This window comes from Helicobacter bilis (assembly GCF_900198365.1).
Classification (GTDB): Bacteria; Campylobacterota; Campylobacteria; order Campylobacterales; family Helicobacteraceae; genus Helicobacter_A; species Helicobacter_A bilis_B.
Window position 1 is genome coordinate 2,454 of the sequence record NZ_FZMS01000091.1, and the last position, 5,357, is coordinate 7,810.

Genomic DNA, 5,357 nt, shown 5'->3' on the forward strand with positions numbered 1-5,357 from the left:
GGCTGTATCGATGAAAATCTATATAGCTGGGGAAAATAATATTGTCGTATAGGTTGTAGGCATTTATACGCAATATTAAAATTACAGCGTCTAGAGATTCTAAAAATTGAGCTAAGACTTAAGCAAGGCGAGATAATCCTTTGCCCTCTGTCTGTTTGGCTTCCTGCAAGAAAGGTGCGTGTAGATTGAAAGCTCATCACACACGCCAAAAAGCGACTTTTTCACAGAATCAAAGAAATAATCGCATATTTCAATAATTTCAGCTTGTGTGTTGATATGCTCATAATTCATAATAACATCATAATCTAGCTTGTATTTAAGCCTAAATTCTATGCCGGTTGAGAGTTTATAAGCCAAAGTCCATAGGAATCTAGCTTGGCTTGGGATAGCAGCGGAAAACACGCCATCATCTTTCAGTAACAAGCACGAGTGTGCTACTACTTCAGGCAAGTTTGCAATATGTTCTAAAACCGCACAAGAGATGATTCTGTCATAAAATGGGCTTTGGACTTGGGATTGAATGGATTGCGTGGATTCAAGGGAGGCAGGGGATTCTATGTGGGATTTGGCAAATGCACTTATTTTATCGGTATTTGTATTTACCCCCCCCCCCCGTTAATATCACTGCTTTGTGCTATTTCTGCAATATCTTTATATATGGCATTGATATGTTGGAGTTTTGGGGAATCTTTATAAAGGGCTTTGAATGGCTCTATAATATCATAATGGCTAAAATCGCTTTCTAGGATATTTGATTAAGCGTTCCCGCACCTATTTCTAGGGTTTTATGCCCACTAATGCCTTGTGTGTCATTGGCTACTTTGTAATGTAGCCAACGCTCTAATTTTTGGGCTAAGCCACTTGCCGTTCCTTATCCATCTCTATTGTTCTTATAATGTTGCTCCTAGATAGCCTGATAAGTTTGTGGCAATGGACTTCTAGTCTTTGGAAAATTATCAAACACGACTTATCCTTTCTTTTATTGTTTAAATTATTTTCAACTACTCATTGAGATAATCTTGCAATGCTTTAGTGCTAACTCTTGTATTTTCATTATCATTGCTATTTGCCTGCATGGCGATAGCTGCACTCTTTGCACCTGAAATGGTTGTAAAATATGGGATATTAGCACGCAAAACTGCCTCTCTAATAAGTCTTGCATCTGGCTTGGCTTTATTACTGCTTGTGTTAATCACCATGTCGATTTCATGGTTTGCTATCATGTCGTTAATATGCGGTCTGCCCTCACTCACTTTTAGCACTGCCTTAGCCTCTATACCTGCCTCGCTTAGAATCTTATGTGTGCCAAGCGTGGCTACAATCTCAAAGCCGATTTCTTGCAGGGTTTTTGCTAGTCCTGCGGCGTGTTTTTTATCGCTATTTCTTAGTGAAATAAAGATTTTTCCCTTTTTTGGCAGTGGATTCTTACATGCACTTTGACTTTTATCAAAAGCAAACGCAAAACTTTTACCCATCCCCATAACCTCCCCTGTGCTTTTCATCTCTGGTCCTAGTAGTAAATCAGCTCCCGGCAATTTATTAAAAGGAAAAACCGATTCTTTAACGCTGAAATGTTTTAATGGCTTATGTGTGAATATTTTATTTGTTTTAGAATCACTATTCAAAGATTCCATATCAACACAGCCCACTTCTTTTACCATATTATATTTATCATAAAATCTCAATGCCTCTTCTAATATAGAATCTTTAGATTCTGCTTTTTTCACACTATGATTCCACATAACTCTTGTAGCAATTTTAGCTAAAGGTAGTCCAGTAGCCTTGCTTACAAAAGGCACGGTGCGACTAGCCCTAGGATTTACTTCAATGAGATATAGCTCATTATTATAGATTGCATACTGCACATTCATAAGCCCCACTACACCAAGTTTCAAGGCAATCTTAGCCGTGCTTTGCTCTATCTCTTTCAGCATAGATTCTCTAATATTTATTGTCGGCAGGGAACTCGCACTATCCCCGCTGTGAATCCCCGCTTCTTCAATATGCTCCATTATCCCGCCAATATACACACTCTCCCCATCGCTAATGCAATCTACATCAAGCTCAATGGCGTATTCCAAAAACTTATCAATAAGCACCGGAGAGCTATCACTCACAGCAATCACCTCGTCCATATACTGCTTTAGCTCATCATCATCATACACTATCCGCATAGCTCGCCCACCAAGCACATAGCTAGGTCTTACAAGCACGGGAAAGCCGATTTTATTAGCCACACTATAAGCTTGTTCTTTCTCATAAGCTATGCCATTTTGTGGTTGTTTTAGCCCTAGAGTATTTACAAAACTTGCAAATTTTTCTCTATCTTCTGCGGTGTCAATGACTTTTGCGCTTGTGCCGATGATTTTGGCATTGATTTTTGTTAGGGAATTTGCAAGTTTTAAGGGCGTTTGTCCGCCAAAATGCACGATTATGCCATCTGGCTTTTCTCTCTCAATCACAGCCCGGACGCGTTCAAAATCAATTGGCTCAAAATAAAGCACATCGCTTGTGTCATAATCTGTGCTAACAGTTTCTGGGTTACAATTATACATTATGCTTTTTATGCCTAAATCATTTAGGGCAAAGCTTGAATGAACGCAGCAGTAGTCAAACTCGATGCCTTGACCGATGCGGTTAGGACCACCACCAATTATCATAACCTTAGAAAAATTCGTCTCGTGGTGAGTTTCGCGGGAATCTGCAGAATTGTTTGTGCGACAGCCCTTTAGGCTAGTCTCCGCACAATTCTTTGATAACCCACGAACTTCACTCACGATACTAGAATTTTCTGTGTTGCTAGAATCCATATCACTAGAATCTTGGCATTCTGTATTTACAGAATCCGCAATTCTAGGATTTTGCGTAAGATTTTGGGGTTGTGCAGAAAATTTTGCGGAGGCTAGTCTCAAAGGGCTGCCGCACAAAGAATTTTCAAACTCTCCAAAAGATCGCGTGAAAGCCGAATTGCCAACGCTCATAAAGTTGCCTATTGTTGAGTAAAGGTAAGGCGTAAGACTAGGAAACTCCGCCGCACAAGTATCCACCTCATTATACACACACTCCACGCCAAGCCCAATTCTAGCTTGATACACTTCGCTCTCACTTATCTCCATTCCATCATTATGCTTTAGCCAATGGGCTATCATCTTATCACTAAAGCCATAGCTTTTTATCCGCCGCATAAGAGATTCATCGCTTAGAATCTGCGAAGTAATACTAGATTCAGAATCTACAATCTCTTTTATCTCGTGTAAAAACCACTTATCAATCTTGCATAGCTCGTGCATTTCATCAATACTCATTCCAAGCCCAAAGCCCTCAGCGATATAAAGCAGCCTATTCGCATTTGGTCGTCTAATCTCTTTTTTAATAATCTCTAAATCATTGCAGATTTGATTTAACCCAAAAATGCCTGTCTCAAGGCTACACAATGCCTTTTGCAAACTCTCTTTAAAGCTCCCGCCAATCGCCATTACTTCGCCAATAGACTTCATACTCGTTGTGAGTGTGGAATCTGCCTGTGGGAATTTCTCAAATGTGAATCTAGGAATTTTTGTAACAATATAATCAATGCTAGGCTCAAAACTCGCCGGTGTGCCTGTAATGTCATTTTTTATCTCATCTAGACTAAAGCCAACTGCAAGCATTGTAGCAACCTTTGCTATAGGATAGCCTGTCGCCTTACTTGCAAGGGCGGAGCTACGCGATACACGCGGATTCATCTCAATCACAGTCATTCTGCCATTTTTTGGATTTATAGCAAACTGCACATTGCTCCCGCCGGTATCTACGCCAATTTCTCGCAAGATTTTAAAACTTGCATCACGCATTCTTTGATACTCTTTATCCGTGAGTGTTAGAGCCGGTGCAATAGTAATGGAATCGCCTGTATGCACACCCATAGGATCAAGATTCTCAATGCTACACACGATGATGCAGTTATCAAACTTATCGCGTATAACCTCCATTTCATATTCTTTCCAGCCAAGTAGGGACTCTTCAATTAAAATTTCATTAATCGGGCTTGTTTCTAAGCCATTTTTTGCCACCGCTTTAAACTCATCAATATTATATGCCACGCCACTGCCCCCACCTGCAAGGGTGAAACTAGCTCGAATAATAAGTGGGAATCCTATCTCTTTTGCTGCCTCTAGGGCTTCTTCCTCCGTGTAGGCATAGCGAGATTTTGGCAAGTCCATACCAATTTTTAGCATAGCTTCTTTAAAAGCCTGTCTGTCTTCACCTTTTTTAATCGCACTAGGCTTTGCACCTAAAAATTCTATGCCTTCTAGCATTCCCTTTTCATACATACTCATTGCGACATTAAGGGCTGTCTGTCCGCCCATAGTCGGCAAAATCGCATCTACTTTCTCTCTTTTGATAATATCTGCAATAATCTCTTCTGTAATCGGCTCAATATAAGTGCGATCCGCAAAGTCTGGGTCCGTCATAATAGTCGCTGGATTTGAATTGATTAGCACGACACGATAGCCAAGGCTTTTTAGCGTCTTTACCGCCTGTGTGCCAGAGTAGTCAAACTCACAAGCCTGACCTATCACAATAGGACCTGAACCAATGAGTAAAATCGTGTGAATATCGGTGCGTTTTGGTGCAATTTTTTGGGTTTGTTGTGTGGGGTTTGGCATATATATCCTTTAAGATTCTGTCTTTTTTGCAAAATTATACAATAGAATCTTTATTACTTTGTTATATTGAGTGCATTAATATCGCTTAGTTGTTGTGAGTAAAACTCGCTTTGTTGTGTGATATTTTAGAATCCCTGCATACTTATCAAGGAATATCCCCTTAAGTCTTTTCAGATCATAAAAATTCCATTTATGATTTCTATGGTATAGAAACTCTCAAACAATCTAAAATGAATTTAAAAAAATAAACATAAAAACTTAAGAATCATATACAAAAAATTATAACACAAGTTTGCTTGTAATATGTTTTTGTTTGCATGGCGTGAATGGGTTGCTTTCAAATTTTCTAAACTTACCTTTATACTCTCTTTTACATTTAAAAAAAACTTAAACTTATCGTAATAATCCAAATCTAACCCAAACAAAACTCTCATCATTAAGAAAACTATTTTATGAAAGTTTCCACAAACCCCCGAGTTTTCTATCCCATTCGTTCGGGGTGAATTTCTCTGTTCCCCCGCCGTGCGTAAAGGTAAGCTCTCCAGCTATGATTTTGCCTTGAATGTTATACAAATCAACTCTTAGCATCGCAAATGGCATAGAAAGTCCTGTAGCTATCGTAAGCATTGTCATAAAATTGAGTGGCTTACTAGGTGGCGTTGTTGATTGTGGATAACAAAGAGAGAAAGGCATAACATTCCAATTCTC

General features: G+C 39.3%; 4 protein-coding genes. 1 reads left to right on the forward strand and 3 read right to left on the reverse strand.

Annotation, left to right across the window (positions count from 1 at the left end):
- Window positions 1-111: 111 nt before the first annotated feature.
- Window positions 112-423 carry a hypothetical protein gene (locus C6H08_RS10335; RefSeq protein WP_233708573.1) on the reverse strand — a complete coding sequence of 104 codons (312 nt, stop codon included), beginning with the start codon at window positions 421-423 and terminating at the stop codon, window positions 112-114.
- Window positions 424-497: 74 nt separating this feature from the next.
- Between C6H08_RS10335 and C6H08_RS10340 the strand changes: the two genes are divergently transcribed.
- Complete coding sequence (locus tag C6H08_RS10340) at window positions 498-746, forward strand: hypothetical protein (RefSeq protein WP_034579354.1); 249 nt, start codon at window positions 498-500, stop codon at window positions 744-746.
- Window positions 747-1,001: 255 nt separating this feature from the next.
- Here the strand turns inward: C6H08_RS10340 and carB are convergent, their stop codons facing one another.
- Both carB and C6H08_RS10350 read right to left on the reverse strand, forming a co-directional pair.
- Window positions 1,002-4,649 carry a carbamoyl-phosphate synthase large subunit gene (gene carB, locus C6H08_RS10345; protein WP_034562502.1) on the reverse strand — a complete coding sequence of 1,216 codons (3,648 nt, stop codon included), beginning with the start codon at window positions 4,647-4,649 and terminating at the stop codon, window positions 1,002-1,004.
- A 450-nt stretch (window positions 4,650-5,099) separates the two neighbouring features.
- Window positions 5,100-5,357: ATP-grasp fold amidoligase family protein (locus C6H08_RS10350; protein ID WP_267892903.1), on the reverse strand; the 258-nt coding region annotated here is incomplete at its 5' end.